The 19,503-nt window shown below is 59.3% G+C and carries 14 protein-coding genes and 2 rRNA genes; 10 read left to right on the top strand and 6 right to left on the bottom strand.

Features of this window, described 5'->3' with window-relative positions:
• Positions 1–100: 100 nt before the first annotated feature.
• Positions 101–439 (top strand): tryptophan synthase subunit beta, encoded by a 339-nt coding sequence (locus ACZ9IM_RS00080; RefSeq protein WP_429431170.1) that lies wholly within the window; start codon positions 101–103, stop codon positions 437–439.
• 163 nt (positions 440–602) lie between these two features.
• Here ACZ9IM_RS00080 and ACZ9IM_RS00075 read toward each other — a convergent pair whose 3' ends face one another.
• The 3 genes from ACZ9IM_RS00075 to lapG form a co-directional block, all read right to left on the bottom strand.
• The gene (locus ACZ9IM_RS00075) at positions 603–875 is read right to left on the bottom strand and encodes a DUF6124 family protein (protein ID WP_427624153.1); all 273 of its coding nucleotides are present in this window, start codon (positions 873–875) and stop codon (positions 603–605) included.
• Positions 876–1,346: 471 nt separating this feature from the next.
• Entirely contained in the window at positions 1,347–3,293 is a 1,947-nt protein-coding gene (gene lapD, locus ACZ9IM_RS00070) for a cyclic di-GMP receptor LapD (RefSeq protein WP_476223143.1), read from the bottom strand.
• A 14-nt stretch (positions 3,294–3,307) separates the two neighbouring features.
• Entirely contained in the window at positions 3,308–4,000 is a 693-nt protein-coding gene (lapG, locus tag ACZ9IM_RS00065) for a cysteine protease LapG (protein WP_008076522.1), read from the bottom strand.
• A gap of 199 nt (positions 4,001–4,199) precedes the next feature.
• Between lapG and ACZ9IM_RS00060 the strand changes: the two genes are divergently transcribed.
• From ACZ9IM_RS00060 to ACZ9IM_RS00040, 5 genes are all read left to right on the top strand, one after another.
• Complete coding sequence (locus tag ACZ9IM_RS00060; RefSeq protein WP_427624151.1) at positions 4,200–4,892, top strand: GntR family transcriptional regulator; 693 nt, start codon at positions 4,200–4,202, stop codon at positions 4,890–4,892.
• Between the two features lie 693 nt (positions 4,893–5,585).
• Entirely contained in the window at positions 5,586–6,362 is a 777-nt protein-coding gene (locus tag ACZ9IM_RS00055) for a DUF3050 domain-containing protein (RefSeq protein ID WP_427624150.1), read from the top strand.
• The gene (locus ACZ9IM_RS00050) at positions 6,359–7,291 is read left to right on the top strand and encodes a diiron oxygenase (RefSeq protein WP_427624148.1); all 933 of its coding nucleotides are present in this window, start codon (positions 6,359–6,361) and stop codon (positions 7,289–7,291) included. The genes ACZ9IM_RS00055 and ACZ9IM_RS00050 overlap by 4 nt, the downstream gene beginning before the upstream one ends.
• Before the next feature lie 10 nt (positions 7,292–7,301).
• Complete coding sequence (locus tag ACZ9IM_RS00045) at positions 7,302–10,733, top strand: non-ribosomal peptide synthetase (protein ID WP_427624147.1); 3,432 nt, start codon at positions 7,302–7,304, stop codon at positions 10,731–10,733.
• Positions 10,734–10,762: 29 nt separating this feature from the next.
• Positions 10,763–11,233 (top strand): SRPBCC family protein, encoded by a 471-nt coding sequence (locus ACZ9IM_RS00040; protein ID WP_476223142.1) that lies wholly within the window; start codon positions 10,763–10,765, stop codon positions 11,231–11,233.
• A gap of 155 nt (positions 11,234–11,388) precedes the next feature.
• Here the strand turns inward: ACZ9IM_RS00040 and ACZ9IM_RS00035 are convergent, their stop codons facing one another.
• A complete protein-coding gene (locus ACZ9IM_RS00035; RefSeq protein ID WP_476223141.1) occupies positions 11,389–13,269 on the bottom strand; it encodes a methyl-accepting chemotaxis protein in 1,881 nt (626 codons plus the stop codon).
• Between the two features lie 302 nt (positions 13,270–13,571).
• Here ACZ9IM_RS00035 and ACZ9IM_RS00030 point away from each other — a divergent pair, with 302 nt between their 5' ends.
• The 4 genes from ACZ9IM_RS00030 to ACZ9IM_RS00015 all read left to right on the top strand — a co-directional run bounded on the left by ACZ9IM_RS00030 (position 13,572) and on the right by ACZ9IM_RS00015 (position 18,946).
• Positions 13,572–14,072 carry a sigma-70 family RNA polymerase sigma factor gene (locus tag ACZ9IM_RS00030; RefSeq protein ID WP_427624142.1) on the top strand — a complete coding sequence of 167 codons (501 nt, stop codon included), beginning with the start codon at positions 13,572–13,574 and terminating at the stop codon, positions 14,070–14,072.
• Positions 14,072–15,085, top strand: a complete 1,014-nt coding sequence (locus ACZ9IM_RS00025; RefSeq protein ID WP_476223140.1) for a FecR domain-containing protein — start codon at positions 14,072–14,074, stop codon at positions 15,083–15,085. Before ACZ9IM_RS00030 ends, ACZ9IM_RS00025 begins: the two co-directional genes overlap by 1 nt.
• A 91-nt stretch (positions 15,086–15,176) precedes the next feature.
• On the top strand, positions 15,177–17,678 hold the full coding sequence (locus ACZ9IM_RS00020) for a TonB-dependent siderophore receptor (protein WP_427624139.1): 2,502 nt from the start codon (positions 15,177–15,179) through the stop codon (positions 17,676–17,678).
• Between the two features lie 71 nt (positions 17,679–17,749).
• A complete protein-coding gene (locus ACZ9IM_RS00015) occupies positions 17,750–18,946 on the top strand; it encodes a PepSY-associated TM helix domain-containing protein (protein WP_427624137.1) in 1,197 nt (398 codons plus the stop codon).
• A gap of 65 nt (positions 18,947–19,011) precedes the next feature.
• Here ACZ9IM_RS00015 and rrf (ACZ9IM_RS00010) read toward each other — a convergent pair.
• Together rrf (ACZ9IM_RS00010) and rrf (ACZ9IM_RS00005) are read right to left on the bottom strand one after the other, a co-directional pair.
• A 5S ribosomal RNA gene (gene rrf / locus ACZ9IM_RS00010) occupies positions 19,012–19,127 on the bottom strand.
• 107 nt (positions 19,128–19,234) lie between these two features.
• Positions 19,235–19,350, bottom strand: a 5S ribosomal RNA gene (gene rrf / locus ACZ9IM_RS00005).
• Positions 19,351–19,503: the final 153 nt, after the last annotated feature.

Genomic DNA, 19,503 nt, shown 5'->3' with positions numbered 1-19,503 from the left:
CCACCTCACGGGTGACGATTTCGTCGTCGCACCGCATACTCGCCTGCGTTGGCCTATGCTGCTGACAGCATGACGCTGGTCCATTTCCGAGGGATGCTCAATGTTTTACGTGCAACGCGATGCGCAAGGTCAGTTAGTGCGCGTGGAAGCCACGGCCTACGCCGAGGCCACGGAAACGCTGCCGGCCGACAACCATGAAATCCAGGCCTGGTTTGCCCACGAAGTGGTTGAGACCAGCCTCAAGCAGCTCAAGCAGAGCGACCTGGAAATGATCCGGGTACTCGACGACTTGATTCAGGTGCTGACCCAAAAAGGTGTGATCCGCGTTACCGACCTGCCGGCCGCCGCGCAGGCCAAGCTGATGGACCGGACCCAGGCCCGTGAAGCGTTGGGCGGGTTGAGCCAATTGATCGATGATGATGAGACGGGGTTGATCTAACGCCCGACGCCGATCGTTCCCACGCTCTGCGTGGGAATGCCTCAAGGGACGCTCCGCGTTCCAGCCCCACCGCCGACGTTGCGCCTGGCACCATTGTGACGCGGAGCGTCACGGGCTGCATTCCCACGCAGAGCGTGGGAACGATCATCTGTGCTACCTCACGCTAAACCTCGGCCCGAGCCTGCAGCTGCGGCGATTCAAGGTGATCCAGCGCCCGTTCCACCAATAACTGCACGCCATCGGCCAAACGGCTGAGCGCCAGGGCGACTGAACGCCGTGAGCCTTCCACATCGTCCGCCAGGTCAGCGGCGATGGCGCTGATGGACAGCAGGTCTTCGGAGGCGTTGGCCAGAAGGGCTTCGGTGTCGATGTCGGGGGAGACGGTGAAGAGGCGGCCTTTGCGGGGCTCAGGCGGATTTGGAGTTACTTTGAACATAAGAAATACCCTAAACAGTAAGTTGGAGCCGTCACCGTTCGCTTGCACGCGAATAGGGGTGGCGGCCGTGCGCAGGTGTGCAAGACCGGGACTGTTTAGGACACCCAGCAGATCCGAGGATCTCCTGCGCGCAGCCGCCATAAAGCAGTGAACATCGAAATGCTCATTGAGAGGAATGGCAGCACGCTACCTAAACAGTTTGGTCGGACTTGCACGTCCGTGTCACCGATTATTCAGTGACAAAGCCAGACTAGCCCTGAGTTTTGGCCAAAACAAGTTCACCAAAACCGCTACAACTTGAAGGAAATCTCCTAGGACTTTGCTAGCGGTAATCGTTCCCACGCTCTGCGTGGGAATGCCTCAAGGGACGCTCCGCGTTCCAGCCCCACCGCCGACGTTGCGCCTGACACCGTTGTGACGCGGAGCGTCACAGGCTTCATTCCCACGCAAAGCGTGGGAACGATCAGTGGGCTACTGCCAAGGCTTAGGCTCACCAAACAACTGCCCCTGAACCCCATACAACCCCATCTCACGAATCACCGCCAACTCCCCTTCGGTCTCGACCCGCTCGGCAATCAGCGGCAAATCAATGCTATGCGCCGCCCGCTGAATCGCCTCGATGAACAGACGCTTGTCGCTCTCCTGATCAATCGCCCGGATGTAACTGCCGTCGATCTTCAGATACGCCAACCCCAGCCGCGCCAGGTTGCCGATCATGCTGAAGCGCCCACCAAATCGTTGCAGACTCAGCGAGAACCCAAGTTCGCGCAAACGCCGCGTCAGCTGTTCCAGCACCGCTTGTTCAGGCAATTGCTCTTCGCCGATTTCCAGGGTCAGTCGTTCCCCGAGATTCGAATGCTGACGCAGAATCTCGAACACTTTGTTCAGCGCCTGCGGATCCGCCAGCGTTGCCGAAGACAGGTTCAGTGCCAGCGACTCTTCATGCTCGGCCATCTGCTCAAGCACCAGCTCCAGCATCAAACGGTCCAGACGCGCAGTCCAGCCGAAACGCTCGAGCCACGGCAGGAAACGCCCGGCGGGAATGGTCTGGTCCTGCTCATCGAGCAGGCGCGATAGCACTTTGTAATGCAGCACCACTTGCGTGTCGTGGCTGGCCACCACCGGCTGGAAGTACAGCTCGAAACGCTGCTGATCCAACGCCTGATCCAGCAAGGTGTGCCAGGCATGGTGGTCATCGCCACCCCGGGCCGATGCACTGTGATCGAGGCACGCCCAGCTTGGTTCGCCCTGACTTTCCGCCTGGGCCAACGCCTGATCCGCCAACCCGATCACTGCTTGCGGCGAGTCGCCATGGGCAAACGGCGCCAGCCCGATCGAGGCCACCGACGCCACGTCCGTGGCGCCCGTCGCATGCAGGCTCGCCAAGGCGCTGTCGAGGTTGCTCGCCAGTTGCAGCGCTTCTTCGCGCACCAGCCCCGGCGCCAGCACGGCGAATTCACCGCCACGAATGCGCGTGACAAGGTTCTGGGTTTCCGGGTACTTGGCGCACTCCCGGGACAACTGCTCGCCCACCGCTTTCAACAACTCATCGGTGCGCTGACCACCCAGCCGCTGGTTCAAACCAGCCAGGTCCTTGACCCGCAGCAGCAGCAAATAGCCGGAACTGGCCTGCTCGGCATTGCTTACTCGCGCGTTCAATTGCATTTCGAAATAGCGCCGGTTGGCCAGGCCGGTCAGGTTGTCCTGATAGGACTCGGCCCGCAGTTTTTCACTGCGTTCAGCCTGTTCCTGGAACAGCGCCTTGAGCTTCTCGACCATCTGGTTCATGGCCTGCACCACCCGCCGCAGTTCCGGGGTGCGCGGCAGTTCCGGCAGGCTGAGGAATTCGCGGCGAGCAATGGCGTGGGATTGCTTGACCATGTAATCCAGCGGCTTCAGTTGCCGGCGCAGCAACAGCGCGCCCAGCACCGCACTCACCGCGCCGCAGATCAGCAACCAGCCGAGGCTGCCCAACGCGCTCTGCCACAACTTGGCCAACGCGAACATCGGATGGCTGACCACCTCGACCCGCGCGGCCTGCTCCCAGCCACGGCTGACAAGCGCGTCGCCACCGGCCGGTTCCAGGCCGATCAGCCTGACGAACCAGTCCGGCACGCTGGTGACCGCCGGGATGCCGCTGCGCTCGACAATTGTCTTGTCGTTGGCCAGATCGACCACACGGATGCTCGCGTAATAACCGCTGTCGAAGATCGAACTGACCAGCAGCTCGACCATCGCCGGGTCATCGATGTTCGGCGTCAGGGACAGCGCCAATGCTGTCGCGGCATCCTGGGCATGGGAGCGCAACTGGTTGACGTACTGGGTACGCGAGCTTTCCAGACTGACCATGAAGCTGCCGGTGAAGGCGACCACCAGGAACAGACAGATAGCGATCAACAGCTGTTTGAACAAAGACATCTGAGCGCGTGCTCCTAGTTAGTCGTCTCGACCGGAAAACCTTCGGCCTGCATTTTCTTCAACACATCCTGCCAGCGGGACAGGCGTTTGGTGTCTCCGACCTTTTTGTTGCCTTTGGCACCCGGCAACCACAACCCTTCGGCATTGAAAGAGTAGACCGGCAGCAAATCGGTTCGCTGGCTGGCAGGCTTGATCGCGTCGATCAGGCTGTCGAGCACCAACGGCATGGCCTCGGGGCTCGAATAGTAGGTCAGGACCATGTGCGCGCGGTTCAGGCGCAAAGCCTTGACGTAGGTGATGCGCAGCTTGTCACTGGAGACACCGAGATGGCGCAGGCTGAAATACTTGGCGATGGCGTAGTCTTCGCAGTCGCCGGCGCCTTTCCATAAGCCTTCGATCGGCGTTTCCCAATAATCGACCTCGTGCCACAGGTCGATGTCTTCTTCGTAGCGCATCTGCTTGTTGAAGAACCGGTTGACCACGTTGAGCTGTTCCAGCTCGCCAATCTGCTTCTGCGTGGCCAGCAACTGCTGCCAGGCATCGATGCGCTGCTGCCCTTCACCCAAAGGCCCGTACAACGCCTGCGCGCGACGGCTGATCAGCGAAAAATCCCAATCGGCATGCAGCCCGCCCAGCATGGCGCCGGCCAGCAGCAGTGCGCAGCCTAGCCAGCGCAAAGTCCGAGGGATCGCGAAACGTACCGCCAATGCGAGGCATCCAGGGTAGGCAGGTGGAAGTCGGTTGATGGTGCAGGTTAGCCCGGTAAAAGACAATGGCACGGTGAGATCACCGTCGGCACGCTAGACTTTAAGGTAATGCGATCTTTTGCCCGTTTGACAACCTGTCAGCCAGTCACTAGGGTCCATTTGGATCCAGAATTTATCAGCCAATCAGGGTGCGTTTGTTGTGACACAGAAGCCTAGCCCTCTCAGCAGTATCAAGGTCAACGGGCCGATTCCCGCTCATCTGGCACGCTCGGTGATCGAAGAAACCCTGCGCGCGGCCATCCTGGACGGACGCCTGCCGCGCAGTACCGCCCTGCGCCAGCAGGAACTGGCGGACCTGTTCGGCGTAAGCCGCATGCCGGTGCGCGAGGCATTGCGCCAGTTGGAAGCGCAATCACTGCTTAATGTGGTCCCGCACAAAGGCGCCGTGGTGGCCCCGCTGATCGACAACGATGCGGTCGAGACCTACGCCTTGCGCTCGGTGCTGGAGTCATTCGCTTTGCGCCTGTCCATTCCGCTGCTTGATGACAGCGACCTGGCGCGGGCGGCCCAATATATCGAGCAACTGGAAGCGCAAACCGATTACGCCGAGATCGGCAAGCTCAATCGGCTGTTTCACATGTCGCTTTACCACAAGGCACCTAACCGCAAGCTTTTGGGCCTGATCGAACGAGAGCTCAATGAAGAAGAGCGCTTCCTGCGCTTTCATCTGTCGTCCATGGGGCTGGGTAAACTCACCCAAGACGACCACCGCGCACTGCTCGAGGCCGCGAGGGCCAAAGACATCGATAAAGCGGTTGCCTTGCTGGAGCAGCACCTGGAAAAAGCCTCCGCCACCATGCGGCGGTATCTGGATCAACAGCTAAAACGTTAATCGCTCGCCGGCAACCTGGCCGGCGTATCACTTTCTTACCTATCGTTCCTCCTTCCCCTTCCTATTCGCACCTGCCTGGCGCGGCGTTCGGCCGTGGCCGCCTCTCTCGCCGCCATCAGTTCAATGGCACTGCCATTGATTTAGGCTCACTCTTGCATTTGTCGATTCAAACAGACCAAAAGAAGTCAGCGCCTGACTGTAAACCAGGCGAATCGAAGCCATTACGCAAGGAGCGTCGCCCAACAGGCGGGATGATCGGAGGTCCGACCGACGTCCCTCCCATAAAACATAAACTTCTTGATTCCCTGCTCCCTGAAGCGCCCCGAGTGAGGCATTCACTCAAACTATTAAATTCTGATGAATACCATCGGAAGGGGCATCTTCGTCCAAATAAAACTTACATTAGAAGTTTTAATAAACTTCCTCGCGCCCAATAAACACTCAACTTTAAAAAAATAAAAAAATGCTTGCCGCCTACTTGTTTCGTGTATTAGTTTTTTCTTAGTCGAACCGTTATCGACCGTTTCTGATTTATTAAAAGGCTTAAAGAGCAAGGCTTACAGAGCGACACAACGCATTCAAAGCGAACACTTAAGTAACTTATGTATTACATGGACTTCGGTTCAGGCACCCGCTCATCTTTATAAAAGAGCGGGATTCCTTGCCGAGAACATCATTGATGAGGACGTTCCAATGCAACCGACCAGCGAACAACTTTTTCTGAAAAAACGCGAACTTGGCCAACACCCGGTTTTTTCCGAAATAACATCAATTAACTTATTGCGCCGTTTTATGGAAAGCCATGTTTTCGCCGTGTGGGACTTCATGTCGCTGACCAAACGGCTGCAACGTGAACTCACTTGCGTCCATCTGCCCTGGCTGCCGCCGGCGGACCCGCAAGCTGCACGCCTGATCAACGAAATCGTGCTGGGCGAGGAGTCGGATGACCGCCCCGGGGCAGGGTTTTGCAGTCACTTCGAATTGTATCTGGACGCCATGCGTGAAGTCGGCGCGGACACCCGGGCCATTGAGCGATTCATTACGCTGCAGCAGGAAGGCGTAAGCCCCCAGACCGCGCTGGACAGTGTCGAGGTCGAACCGGCGGCGGCAGAGTTCGTCCGCCAGACCCTGCACACCGCCCTGCACGCCCCGGCGCACAGCGTGGCTGCCGCGTTTGTGCATGGTCGCGAGAGCGTCATTCCGCAAATGTTCCAGCGCATGCTGGATGCTTGGGGCATTGGCCTGGATCAAGCCCCGACGTTTCGTTATTACCTGCAACGGCACATCGAAGTCGATTCCGAAGACCACGGCCCGGCGGCGGAAAAACTGCTGGCACGGCTGATCGATGGCGACCCGCAGCGCGAAACCGAAGTTCTGGCCGCCGCGCTCGCCGCCGTCCAAAGCCGCGCCGCCCTGTGGGACGGCCTGCGCCAGAGCATGGCCCAACCGGTTGCGCAGGTGACGCCATGAACGCCGTCCACTACCAATCCTTCGCTGACGCCTGGGAAAGCCGCGCCACGATCCGCACCAGGCCACGGCGCCGGCTCGAAGACGACGACAAACTGATCTTCCCCATGAGCCGCCAACCCCTGGTCCACAGCCAGACCTTTCTCAGCCACTGCCCGCAGCTGCGCGACTTTGTGCTGGTGCAGAGCCTCTACAAGTTCATCAACGACGTGGTGATTTTCGAGACCGAGCTGGTGGACAACACCGCCCGCCGCATCGCCAAGAACAACTTCGGCATTGAGTTCCCGTTCGCCTGCCGCTACGACGCGATGACGGTCGTGGTAGACGAGGATTACCACGCACTGGTGGCGATGGACTTCATGCAGCAGACCATCGACATGACCGGCATCGCACCGATCCCGTTGCCCATGCAGATCGAACTCAGCCGCGCGATACCGGCGACGCTGGCCCAGGCACCGAAGCACCTGCTCAGCGCCGTAGAGCTGATCTGCATCGCCATTGCCGAAAACACCGTGACCAATGAAGTGGCGGCCTTCGCCCGGGACGATTCGGTCAAGGCTTCGATCAAGGGTTTGATGGCCGACCACCTTATGGATGAGGGACGTCACGCCGGTTTCTGGACGCGGCTGGTGCAGATTTACTGGAGCACCGCCCCCGAAGAGGACCGCCAAGCGATAGCGCGCTTGATGCCGGGTTTCATCGCCCAGTACTTGGCGAGCGATCTGCAGCGGGCGTTCGATTTCGAGCTGATCGCTCACCTGTCCGTCGATGAATCGGTACGCCAGTCGCTGCGTGAGGACGCCAGTGCGCTGGCCTACCCCATCAACCGATTTCATCCGCTGGTGGGCAACATCACGCGCTTCTTTCGCAGCAGTTCGATGCTCGCCTCCCCCTGCGTGCGCGACGCCCTGGCCGACTACCTGACCCCCTGAGGATCCGTCCATGAGACGCCTTGAAATTGCAGTGTCTGGCAGCAGCCAGGCAATGGCCGAACTGGCCCTTGAACTTGAACTGCACGGCCATGGTGTCGTGCGTATTGAATCGCCGGCCAGTCACGGTCCGGTGGATTTGTTAATCGATGACGGGACGGCGCCTTGCGCCCTCCAGGCCCGCTCTCGCCTGGAGGTACGCGTGGCACTTGATGCCCTGCCGGATGAGATGTTGCCGCAGCCGGTGGTGGTTTTTCGCGACGGTACGCAGCGACTGTTATGGCGGCAGGTTATCGCTCCTGAAAGCTGCGGCAACGGCCAGTCCCTGCGCCTGCGCACACTGGCAGTAGTAGTCGAAAGCGGCGCACGGCTGGTCAGCCAGTTTTCCCGGGATGAGGCCTGTTTCGATCATTGGCCCACGGCAGAGGTCGGCGCTGCCGACCCACTATTGCATGGGCTAGATGCACTGGAGATGCTGGCCTTCGAACACCGCCTCAATGCGCCTGCGGTGCCGTGGCTGCTGGCCGCCGCCCAAGTGCCGGTGATGCACAGCATTGAGCAGCGCATGCTCGCTGACGCAACGCGGCCGGCTTTATGGATCGAGGACTCGCTTGTCCACTACAAGGCCTTGCGCAGCCTGGCGTTGAGCTTGCAACAACCGATGCTGGACATGCTGCGCCATCGCGGCGTAACCGACCGCCCGGTGGTGATCGGCGTGTGCCTGCCCAAGTCGCTGCAACTGTACGCGGCGATTCTGGCGGTGCTGGGTTGCGGCGCGGTGTACCTGCCGCTGGACCCGCAGCATCCGGCACAACGTCGGCGCTTCATTCTGGAAAACGCCAACGCAGACCTGCTGTTGCACGACGGCGCCAGCGAGTTGGGCGACGTCTCGCTGCCGATGCTGGACATTCGCCGTCTGCCTTCGCCCAAGCCCGGCCTCCCGGCCTCGCTGATCCGCCGCACGGTGAACATCGACGAACCGGCCGTGGCGATCTACACCTCCGGCACCACCGGCCAGCCCAAAGGCGTGTTGCTCAGCCATCGCAACCTCAGCCATTTCTGTGCCTGGTACGCCGACCATGTCGGGTTACAGCGCAGTAGTCGGTCGTTGCAGTTTTCCACCATCAATTTCGACGCGTCGCTGCTGGATATCCTGCCGACCTTTATCCAAGGCGCGCGACTGGTGGTGCCCAGCGACGACCAGCGCCGCGATCCACAGCAATTGGTCGAGTTGATTGGCGGGCAGCAAGTGACCCACGCCTTCCTGCCACCGGCGCTGCTGAGCGTCATGCCGCTGCAAGCTCCGCTGGGCCTTGAGCACTTGATTACCGGTGGCGATGTCTGCGAGCCGTTCGTGATCGCGCAGCTCGCACCGCAATGCCGATTCCACAATATTTATGGCCCGACCGAAACCACGGTGTTGGCCACCACGCGGCAATTTTGCATCGGCGATAGCAATCGCAACCTCGGCATCCCCATCGCCAATGGCCGGGTATTGATTCTGGATGAGCAACTGCAACCAGTGCCTCAAGGCACACCCGGCGAGCTGTACATCGCCGGGCCAGGTGTCGGCCTGGGTTATCTGAACGACCCAGCGCTGACGGCGGCGCGCTACCTAAACCTGACGCTGCCCAACGGGCAGGCGTTGCGGGTTTATCGCACCGGCGATATCGGCCAGTGGACCGACGACGGGATCGAGCTGAGTGGCCGTCGTGATAACCAGGTGAAGATCCGAGGCTTTCGGGTCGAGCCCGAGGAAATCGAGCAGTGCCTGCGCGACAGCCATCTGTTTCGTCAGGTGGCGGTGGTGATCGATGAGCGGCGGCGCATCCTCGCGTATCTGGTTCACCCTAGGGAGGACCGGCCCGGTACCGCCCTTTCGGCCTTGTGCGAGCATGTGCAAAACGCGCTGCCCGGTTACATGCACCCCAGCGCCTACATTGAACTGCCACGCCTGCCCTTCACCAGTAACGGCAAGGTCGATCGCCGGGCTCTGCTCGCGACATCGGGACAGGTCCAGGTCGCCAGTCAGCGGCGCCAGCCGCAGACCCCGTTGCAGATGCAGTTGCGCCAGCTGTGGTCCGAGTTGCTTGAGCTGCCGGTCGAGGAGATTGCCACCGATGAAAGCTTCTTCAACCTGGGCGGGCATTCGATTCTGCTGTCGCAGCTGCTGCTGAGCATCCGCCAGGTGTTCGGTCGCAGCCTGTCGATCAATCGCTTCATCGAAGCGCCCACGTTGCTGACCCTCGCCAAGCTGCTCGATGGCCCCGAGCAAAGCGCAGCTTCGACACTCAGCCCCCAGGCCTTCATCGATGCCGAAGCCGAACTCAACCTCGATCCGCTGCCGGTCAGCCAGTGCGGTGATGTGCATAAAGTGCTGGTGACCGGCGCCAACAGCTTTCTCGGGGTACACATCGTCGAGGCTTTGCTGGCCTGGGGCGCCACCGAGGTCGCGTGCCTGGTGCGTGAGTCCGGCGGACAAAGCGCGGCCGAACGTTTCGCCCAGGCCCTGCGGGATAACCGTCTCACCCACCTGGACCTGAGCCGGGTCAGCGTTTACGCCGCCGACATCACCCAACCGCAATTGGGTTTGCCGGACGACGTTTACGCGCGCATTGACCGCACCTTCGGCGCGCTGGTGCACAACGCCGCCAACGTCAATCACGTCCTCGATTACGAGTCGTTGGCGCGGGATAACGTCGAGCCGATTTTCGAGTGCCTGCGCCTGTGTGAAGGGCGCAGCAAGAAGATCTTCAACTTCGTCTCGACGCTCTCGGCGTCCAGCACGATTTCCGACGATGGCCGGGTGCTGGAGTTGCCCGCCGCGCAGACACCGCCGATCTACATCAAGAATGGCTACAACCTGTCCAAATGGGTCGGCGAGCGTATCCTCGAACGGGCGCGGGAGCGTGGGGTGCGGGTCAATCTTTATCGCCCCGGCAACATCAGTTTCAACAGCCTCACTGGCGTCTGCCAGCCCCACAAGAATCGCTTGATGCTGATGCTCAAGGGCTCGATCCAGCTCGGCCAGGTGCCGGAACTGGCGCTGAATTTCGACCTGATGCCGGTGGATTTCCTCGCCCGTTTCATCGCCTTCCACGCCAGCCGTTACCAGGCCGAAAAAGCCGTGTTCAACCTGCACAATCCCGAGCCCCTGAGCTGGGACGCCTACGTGGCGCCATTTCGCGAGACCGGTCGGGAATTCGCCATGGTCAGCGTCGCCGACTGGCAGCAGCAACTGAACCGCGTCGATAGCGAAAACGCGCTGTTTGGCGTGCTGGGTTTCTACCTCAACGGCTTCGAGGAAGACATCGGTGACATCTCGATGATCGGCCACGACAACGCCCAGGCCGGCGTGCGGCAGATGGGCGCGCACTACCCGGAAAAATCCCCGGCGCTGCTGCGGCGCGGCTGCGACTACCTCAAAGAAATCAACTTCATCTGATTCACCCTGACCCTGCACGGAGCAAAACCATGAATACTCTGCAACCCGATACCCTGATCAAAAATCCTCACGGCTGCCACGTTGTGTCTTCGGTGGATGTACCGGCCGATGCGGCACAGGTCTGGGCGGTGGTCGGTAACTTTGCCGGCTTCGATCGATTCATTCCGGCGCTGTCGCACATCGAGATGACGGGCGAAGGCGTGTCGTCACTGCGCAAGAAATTCTTCAAGGACGAGAACCATCTGGTGGTCGAGCAGCTCAACTCTCGGGACGACCAGGCACTGAACATGACCTGGACACTCATCTACAACACCTTGGGCATAGGCAATTTGTGGGCGGCGATGAGGGTGGAATCCATCGGCGCAGACAAGTCGCGGGCAATCTGGACCATCATCGCCGAACCGGCTCAGGGCAGTGAACAAGCCCTGTCGGGCTTCAAGGATTTCCTTCAGGGGTTTGCCGATGATGCGATGGGGAATGTGTTGAAGCTGTTTGTTTAAGGCTTCAGTTCAGCGGTGACTGGTACACCGCTATCGCGAGCAGGCTCGCTCCCACAGGGGTTCTCAGTCGTTCACAAATGTTGTGATCACGGAAAACTCTATGTGGGAGCGAGCCTGCTCGCGATTGAACGATAACGCGGTAGAACTGACCTCAATCAGATCTTGAAACTATCAACCAACTGCTTCAACCGATTGGCCTGCTGGGACAGCGCATCGCAATCCTTCAATGTTTCATTGAGGTTGGCCACGCTCTGCTGGTTCAACAGGTTGATCTGGTTGACGTCGACGTTGAGGGTTTCCACCACGGCGGTTTGCTCTTCGGTCGCTGCGGCGACCGACTGGTTCATGCCGTCGATTTCGCCGATGCGCTGGGTCACGCTGACCAGTCGCAAGCCGGCCTGGTTCGCCACTTCGACACTCTGCTCGCTGGAGACCTGACTGGCGTTCATCGTGGTCACCGCTTCGCGAGAACCGATCTGCAGCGAGCTGATCATCTTGTGGATCTCTTCCGCCGATTCCTGGGTGCGATGAGCAAGGTTACGCACCTCGTCCGCCACCACCGCAAAACCACGACCGGCCTCACCGGCGCGGGCCGCTTCGATGGCCGCGTTGAGCGCCAGCAAATTGGTCTGCTGGGAGATGCCTTTGATCACATCGAGAATGTGCCCGATGTTGTCGGTGCTCGCGTTCAGGGTTTCGATCTGCGTGCAGGACAGGCTGATTTTCTGCGACAGCTCGGTCATGGCCAAGATAGTTTTTTCCACCACCTGACGACCGTCATCGGCCTGCTCGCTCGCGCCGCTGGCGTGTTGCGAAGCATCGGCGGCGTTGCGGGCGATTTCCTGGGTGGCGGCGCCCAATTGGTTGATCGCCGCAGCCACACTGTTGGTGCGGGCGCTTTGTTCGTCGGAGCCGACGATTGAAGCGTTGGACGACGCCATCACCCGTTGCGACAGGTCATGAACCTGACGGGTCGCCGAGGACACTTCGCAAATCGATGCGTGAATCCGCTCCACGAATTGGTTGAAAGAGCCGCCCAACTCGCCGAACTCATCTTTGCTTTCTACCACCAGACGACGGGTCAGGTCGCCCTCGCCCTGAGCGATATCCTGCATCGCACGACCCATCGTGGTCAGCGGACGCATCAGCACGCTGATCAGCAGACTCAGCAGCACTGCAATGGCGGTCACGGCGATGAACATCGCGATCAGCGCCGAGGTGCGGAACTGGCTCAGTGGTGCGTAGGCCTTGGCCTTGTCGATCGACAGACCGATGTACCACTCGGCATTTGGCAAACCACTCACCGGCGTGAACGAGAGGATGCGGTCTTGCTTGTTCAGTTCTACTTCCTGATTGCCTTTGCCGATGCGGACACTGGAACCCGGATAGATGTCTTTCAGGTTCTTCATCACCTGATCCTTGTCCGGGCTGACGATCACCTGACCGTCGGCGCTGACGAGGAACGCGTGACCGATGCCACCGAAGTCCACCGAGTTGATGATCTTCACCAGGGTTTCCAGACTCAAGTCGCCGCCGACGACGCCCAGCAGTTCGCCTTGCTTTTTCACCGGCATGGCGATGGTCACCACTAACCCGCCGACCGCGGCCATGTAAGGCGGGGTCAGCATGGTCTTGTCGGCGACCACGGCTTGTTTGTACCAGGGGCGCTGACGCGGATCGTAGCCGTCCGGCATCTTCGCGTCAGGGCGCTGGGTGAACACACCATTGGCCTGCCCGACGTAGGTGAACTGGAAGTTCGAGGTGAGGGCAGGTTGATCGACCAGCCCCGGCAAATCGGCATTGGTGCCTTGATGAGCGATGTTCTGCGCGAGGTTTTCCAGGACCAGCACCCGGCCGCTCATCCAGTTCTGCACGCTGCTGGCAGTCAGCTCGCCAGCTTGTTCAACGGAAGACTCGAGGTTTTGTCGGATGGTGTTTCGCTGCAGATAGTCGTTGTACAAAGTGAACAACGCAAATGCCAACACCACGACGCCTGAAGCGGCCAGCAGAATTTTATGGCTGAACTTGAGATTCATTTCATGGGACTTCTTATGCAAAAAAGTGGGGATGCGTTCCGGGTTGCAACATTCCATGTAACAGCGCAGACGGCATTCTTGGGCCGCTCTACTTTGGTGCACGCATGTCTCACCAGTCTGTCGGCACGAGCGGGAGAAATCTTAGGGGTTTGTACGAAACCCGTCGGATAACCGCCGAACGGCGCGCTAGAGCATCCGCGCCGCAGTGTTTAGTGAGGGTTGCATGAACGGCAGTTGCAAATTTTCTGATCCTTGATGACAATGCGATTAATTATCATTTGTGACGTCGGGCTGTCGCGTTCATGTCTTCACCTGAGTTTGCAGTACAGGCGCTTTACAGCAGCCATCACGGGTGGCTCAACACGTGGCTACGTGCGCGATTGGGCAATGCAGCCGATGCGGCGGATCTGGCTCAGGACACATTCGTCCGGCTGCTGCAAAGAACCGAACGCCTGGAGCTCAAGGCCCCCCGCGCTTTTCTACGAACCATTGCCCGCGGCCTGGTGATCGACCATTGGCGTCGTGAGGAAATCGAGCGCGCGTACCTGGAAACCATCGCCCATTTGCCCGAGGCCGAAACCCCGAGCGCCGAGGCACGGGCATTGGTGCTCGAATTGCTGGAAAGCATCGCCCGCATGCTTGAAGGCCTGAAGCCGAAAGTGCGTCAGGCATTTCTGCTGGCCCAGTGCGAAGGATTTACCCACAAGCAGATCGCCGAACACATGGGATTATCCCTGCGTTCGGTGGAGCGTTATGTGGCCGACGCGCTGTATCACTGTTACGTGCTGCGGTATGAAACGTGATGCCTGTGGATAACTCAGCGCTGAATCGCCGCGGCGCGCCTCATCAGCAGGTGGTTAAACAAGCCATCCATTGGTTGCTGCGTCTGCGTAACAACGCGGCCAACTCCAGACTGCGCCAGCAATGCGACGTCTGGCGGGCCGAGCACCATGAACACGAACTGGCCTGGCAACGGGTGCAGTCCCTGCAAGCCGAGTTGAGCAGCAATCTGCGCGCGGTGCCCGGCGCTCAAGTCGCTTTCAACACTTTGGAAAACAGCGCACAGGGACTCGGGCGGCGCCAGGCATTGAAGCTGCTGTCGGGCGCGTTATTGATGGGTTCGGCGGCATGGCTGGGCAAGGATGCGATCGGCTGGCAACAGTGGACCGCCGACTTCGCCACCGCCACGGGCGAGCGACGCGGTTTCCAGTTACCGGATGGCACGCGCCTGGAGCTCAACACCGCCAGCGCGGTGGATCTGGACTACACCGCGCAGCAGCGCCTGATCAAACTGACTCGCGGCGAGATCGTCGTGACGTGCGGTGGGGCAAGTGAAGGGGTTTCGTTTGATCGACCGTTGCGGGTGCAAAGCCGTCACGGTGTATTCGAAAGTGTGGCGGCGCGCTTCATTGTTCGTCAGGACGCCAATTGCACGCGGCTCAGCGTCATCAGCGGCGTCGTCGCAATCCATTCGCCACGGGCCGACGATGGGCTGCCGATTCAGGCGCAGGCCGGGCAGAGTTATCTGATCGATCGGAGTCGAGCGCAGTTGGCACCGCCGCAGGACATGGATGCTGGCGCCTGGGTGGATGGCCTGATCGTCACCCGCAACATGCGCCTCGGGGATTTCATTAATGAAGTCGGACGTTACCGTCCCGGCTATCTGACCTGCGCGGCGGATATTGCCCACTTGCGGCTGTCCGGGGTTTTCCGTCTCGAAGATACCGACAAACTGCTGGCCATTCTGCCGCAAACCCTGGCGGTGCAACTGCGCTATCGCACTCGCTATTGGGTGACGCTGGAGCGACAGGCCTGAATTATTTTTTTTGGCGGGTTTTCCGAACAAGTCCGGCTTAGTCAGTAAGCACTTCAACTCTGCCTTCAGCGACTTCCTACGGAAACCTACAATGACTGTGCGCGCCATCAGTAAGAACCCTCTCCATTTCGCCCCGGAATCAGGCGTATTGCGCCACGCCATCCGCGCGGCGCTGTTCTCTACCGCACTGGGTGTCGGCCTGCTGCCGACACTTGGCGTTGCTGCACAGGGCAGCGAAGCCAGTAGCCACCGCTACAACATCGCCGCCGGCCCCTTGAGCGATGTGCTCAATCAATTCGCGCGTCAGGCGGGCATCACGCTGTCGACGACTCCGGCTCAAACTCAGGGCCTTCAATCGCCGGGATTACAGGGCGACTATTCGGCGGATCAGGCGTTGAGTCATTTGCTCAACGGCACAGGGCTTGTGGCCGTCAGTCAGGATGGCAGCAGCTATGTGCTGCGGCCCGTCGCTGAAACCGAAGCCCTGGCGCTGCCCACCACCGACATCAAAGGCTTCGCCCTCGGCAATGCGCTGGGCAGCATGGATGGCTACAACGCAACGCACAGCCAGATCGCCACCAAGACCAGTACCGCACTGCTGGAAACCTCGCAAAGCGTGTCCGTGGTGACCCGCGAGCAAATGGACGACCAAGGCTCGCAAACCGTGTCCCAGGCGATGCGCTACACCCCGGGCGTGCTGACCAACCCTTACGGCGCGACCCACCGTTACGACTACGTGGCGATGCGCGGTTTCAACGACGGCTCGGTGGATAACATCTATCTCGATGGCCTCAAATCCATGGGTGACAGCGGCACCTACAGCACCATGCAGGTAGACCCCTATTTCCTCGAACGAGTCGATATTCTCAAAGGGCCGTCGTCAGTGCTCTACGGTCGCAGTTCGCCGGGCGGGCTGGTGGCGTTGACCAGCAAGAAACCGTTGTATGAGCCCTATCATCAGGTCCAGGCCACGATGGGCACCCAAGGCCAGCGCGGCATGGGTTTCGACTTCAGCGGGCCGGTGGATGATGACAAGCGTATCGCCTATCGCCTGACAGGGTTGGCGGATCAGTCCGACACACAGTTCGACCACAATGAGGAAAAGCGCTTCGCCCTGGCGCCGACGGTGAGCATCGATTTCACCGAAGATACCTCGCTGACGCTGCAAGCCTATCTGCAACACGATCCCGACGGCGGCTATCACGGCGGCGTCCCGGCCGATGGCACGATCCATCAGCGCAACGGCAATCGGATCTCCCCCAACTTCTTCGAAGGCGAGCCGGGCGTTGATGGCTTCCAGCGTGATCAACAGTCCTTTGGTTATCAGTTCGAGCACCGCTTCAACGACGTCTTCACCGCTCGGCAGAACTTTCGTTATCTCGACTCCAAGGTGAAGATCGATCAGGTTTATGCCTATGGCTGGACTACCCCCACCAGTAACGAGTTGAACCGCTATTACACCGGCGGCGACGAAAAGCTCCACGCCTTTATCGTCGATAACATGCTGCAAGCCGACTTCTTCACCGGCGCAACCAAACACACCGTGCTGATGGGCGCGGACTACCAGCGACGCAAAACGGTGGTCGACTGGACCAGTGGCGGTCTTGCGCCGATCGATGCGTTCAATCCGGTGTACGGCAATTCGGCCATCGACTTCTACAGCCCGACCAGTTATCTGCGTCGCCTGGAACAGACCGGCGTCTACCTGCAAGACTTGATCGAGATGGATAAGTGGCGCTTCTCTTTGGGCCTGCGTCAGGACTGGGTTGAAACCTCCGATGAAAATCGGCTGGCTGAAGCGGGGCGCCCTGTAGGTACGGAAATCAGTGACGAGCGCACCAAGCTGACGGGCCGGGCTGGGGCGCTGTACCTGTTCGATAACGGCATCGCGCCGTATATCAGCTACTCCGAGTCGTTCAACCCGAATTCCTACGCGGACAGCGCCGGCAATCCTCTGGCACCGACCGATGGCACCCAGTGGGAAGTGGGCCTGAAGTACCAGCCGCCAGGCACCGACAACTTGTTCACGGCGTCGCTGTTCCGCATCGATCAGGAAAACCTGGCGACCAAACTGCCGCAGGAAAACTTCTATCGCGCTGTAGGCGCCGTCCGCTCCCAAGGTCTGGAACTGGAAGCGCACATGCAGCTGACCGATAACCTGAAAGTCCTCGGCAGCTACACCTTCACCGACATCGAGTATTCGAAGTCGATGATCAGTACGTTGAGCACTGCAACCGACGTGATCGAAAACAAGGGCAACTCGCCGACTCAGGCGCCACGTCATATGGCCTCAGTGTGGGCGGACTACAAGTTCGACAGCGCAACGCTTGATGGCCTGCGTCTGGGCGGCGGCGTGCGTTATGTCGGCTACAGCTGGGCCGATGCGGAAAACACCCTGAAGGTGCCGTCCTACACGCTGTTCGATGCGTCTGTCGGCTATGACCTGGGCAAGGTGGGCTTGAAGGGTGTGGACGTACGTTTGAATGCGAACAACCTGACCAACGAGTCCTACGTGGCCTCCTGTGCCAGCCTGAACTTCTGCTACCTGGGTGAAGAGCGCAACGTCGCCGCTACCGTGAGCTACCAGTTCTAACGACTTGTTATCCAAAAAAAGCCAGCCCCTGAATCCAGGAGCTGGCTTTGTCGTCTCTGCAGGAAAATTCCATGCGTGCATTTCTGGTTTTACTTCATCGCTACATCGGTTTGGCGACCGCGTTGTTTCTGCTGATGGCGGGGCTTACCGGCAGCATTCTGGCGTTCAATCATGAGCTGGATGAATGGCTCAATCCGGGGTTCTATACAGCGTCTGCCGACGGTCAGCGTTTGCCGCCCGGCACTTTGGTAGACAAGCTGCAAGCGGAGCATCCGAGGCTACAAGTCTGGTACATGGAGTACCCGTCAGAACAGGGTCATACCGCATTGCTGGCTGCGGTACCGCGTAATGATCCTGCGACCGGAAAACCTTTTTCCGAGCCCAATCAGGTGTTCTATCTGGACCCGGTCAATGGCGAGCAGAAAGGGCAGCGGTTCTGGGGAGAATGCTGTTTTCAGCGGGAGAATTTCATTCCGTTCATTCTGGAGTTCCACTACAACCTGGTTCTGCCGAATAACTGGGGATTGTTGTTAATGGGACTGGTCGCGATCGCCTGGGTTGTCGATTGTTTCATCGCGCTTTGGCTGACGCTTCCACGAGGAAAACCGTTCTGGAAGAAGTGGTCGACGGCCTGGAAGATCAAGGGTGGGCATGCCTACCGGCTGAATTTTGACCTGCATCGGGCGGGTGGGTTGTGGCTTTGGTTGTTGCTGCTACCGATTGCGGTCAGCAGTGTCGCCATGAACCTGCCGAGTCAGGTCTTCAAGCCTGTGGTTTCACTGTTTTCGCCGATTGAGCCGAGCGTTTACGAGGCCCGCGGACGCATGCCTGCCGAGGAGCTGGGAGTTACGCGGCTGAGTTATCAACAGGCTTATGAACGTGCGTTACAGGAAGGGCAAAAGTTAGGGCTGACCGCTGCAATCGGGGAGTTGTATTACAGCTTTGAGTACAACTTTTATGGGGCAGGGTTTGGGCAACATGATACCGAGGCCCATGGAAAGTCCTGGCTGTTCTTCCATGGCACGGACGGGCGTTTACTGGGGCAGGAAATCGCAGGGCAAGGCACCCTGGGAGAGCGTTTTTATCGACTGCAATTGCCGATACACGGAGGACGGATCATTGGGCTCACTGGGCAAGTCATGATCGCGGTGCTAGGTGTTTTGATTGCAGTATTGTCGGTGACGGGAATCTATATCTGGTGGCGCAAGTTGCTGGCTCGAAGAAGTAGCAAGGCACGTAAGAGCAGGATATGCCCCATTCCAGATTGAGGTTTCTATAGCCCAGAAAGACAAAACCCCTGTCTGCATAAGCAGACAGGGGTTTCGGAATTCAATCTTGACGATGACCTACTCTCACATGGGGAAACCCCACACTACCATCGGCGATGCATCGTTTCACTGCTGAGTTCGGGATGGGATCAGGTGGTTCCAATGCTCTATGGTCGTCAAGAAATTCTGTGACCAGCCCGTTACAGCGGTAACGTGCCAGAAAAATCGGTGACTTCTACTAAAACAAAACCCCTACCTGCATACGCAGATAGGGGTTTCGGAATTTAATCTTGACGATGACCTACTCTCACATGGGGAAACCCCACACTACCATCGGCGATGCATCGTTTCACTGCTGAGTTCGGGATGGGATCAGGTGGTTCCAATGCTCTATGGTCGTCAAGAAATTCGGTAGCCAGGTCGTTGGCCCTTGCGGGTTCACGCTCCAGCGAATGGGTATGTGATAGTTTGGTGTTTTGTGAGTATCTCGAACTTTCGGTTCGTTTCGTCTTCACACACCGCAATCTGGTGCTCTCTCGCCTTTTCAGCTCGAAGCA

It is taken from the genome of Pseudomonas sp. TE12508 (assembly GCF_056279485.1).
The sequence above is the reverse complement of the archived record's forward strand: the minus strand, read 5'-3'. Positions and strand labels throughout refer to the sequence as shown.

Bases quoted from the DNA above. Each gene is read 5' to 3' on its own strand.
- ACZ9IM_RS00080 (WP_429431170.1), top strand. From the start codon at position 101: ATGTTTTACGTGCAACGCGATGCGCAAGGTCAGTTAGTGCGCGTGGAA.
- ACZ9IM_RS00075 (WP_427624153.1), bottom strand. From the start codon at position 875: ATGTTCAAAGTAACTCCAAATCCGCCTGAGCCCCGCAAAGGCCGCCTC.
- lapD (WP_476223143.1), bottom strand. From the start codon at position 3,293: ATGTCTTTGTTCAAACAGCTGTTGATCGCTATCTGTCTGTTCCTGGTG.
- ACZ9IM_RS00055 (WP_427624150.1), top strand. From the start codon at position 5,586: ATGCAACCGACCAGCGAACAACTTTTTCTGAAAAAACGCGAACTTGGC.
- ACZ9IM_RS00050 (WP_427624148.1), top strand. From the start codon at position 6,359: ATGAACGCCGTCCACTACCAATCCTTCGCTGACGCCTGGGAAAGCCGC.
- ACZ9IM_RS00045 (WP_427624147.1), top strand. From the start codon at position 7,302: ATGAGACGCCTTGAAATTGCAGTGTCTGGCAGCAGCCAGGCAATGGCC.
- ACZ9IM_RS00040 (WP_476223142.1), top strand. From the start codon at position 10,763: ATGAATACTCTGCAACCCGATACCCTGATCAAAAATCCTCACGGCTGC.
- ACZ9IM_RS00035 (WP_476223141.1), bottom strand. From the start codon at position 13,269: ATGAATCTCAAGTTCAGCCATAAAATTCTGCTGGCCGCTTCAGGCGTC.
- ACZ9IM_RS00030 (WP_427624142.1), top strand. From the start codon at position 13,572: ATGTCTTCACCTGAGTTTGCAGTACAGGCGCTTTACAGCAGCCATCAC.
- ACZ9IM_RS00025 (WP_476223140.1), top strand. From the start codon at position 14,072: ATGCCTGTGGATAACTCAGCGCTGAATCGCCGCGGCGCGCCTCATCAG.
- ACZ9IM_RS00020 (WP_427624139.1), top strand. From the start codon at position 15,177: ATGACTGTGCGCGCCATCAGTAAGAACCCTCTCCATTTCGCCCCGGAA.
- ACZ9IM_RS00015 (WP_427624137.1), top strand. From the start codon at position 17,750: ATGCGTGCATTTCTGGTTTTACTTCATCGCTACATCGGTTTGGCGACC.